The sequence below is a fragment of the Microbulbifer sp. 2205BS26-8 genome (assembly GCF_030731025.1).
Lineage (GTDB): Bacteria > Pseudomonadota > Gammaproteobacteria > Pseudomonadales > Cellvibrionaceae > Microbulbifer > Microbulbifer spongiae.
Map to the genome: position 1 here is coordinate 1 of NZ_JAVAMR010000223.1, position 311 is coordinate 311.

At 56.6% G+C, this 311-nt stretch carries 1 protein-coding gene; it reads left to right on the forward strand.

Annotation, left to right across the window (positions count from 1 at the left end; genetic code table 11):
- A partial coding sequence (locus tag Q5Y71_RS17340; RefSeq protein ID WP_306043314.1) for a transposase occupies nucleotides 1-311 on the forward strand: 311 nt, incomplete at both ends.

Sequence of the window (311 nt, forward strand, 5' to 3'; positions counted from 1 at the left end):
TTGCGCTCGGAAGAAAGCAAGCTCTGTGCGCTAGTTGTTATTGGCGTGAACGAACGTGGAGAAAAGCACTTTCTGGCCATTGAAGATGGGGAACGCGAATCGACGCTGAGCTGGAAAGGTGTGCTGGGAAAGCTGAAAGAGCACGGCATGAACGCCCCAGAACTGGCGATTGGTGACGGCGCTATGGGGTTCTGGGCGGCGCTGGAAGAAACCTACCCCGAGACGCGCCAGCAGCGTTGCTGGGTACACAAGACGGCCAACGTTCTCAACAAGTTGCCAAAAGCGGGCCAACCTAAAGCCAAGCGCTTCAC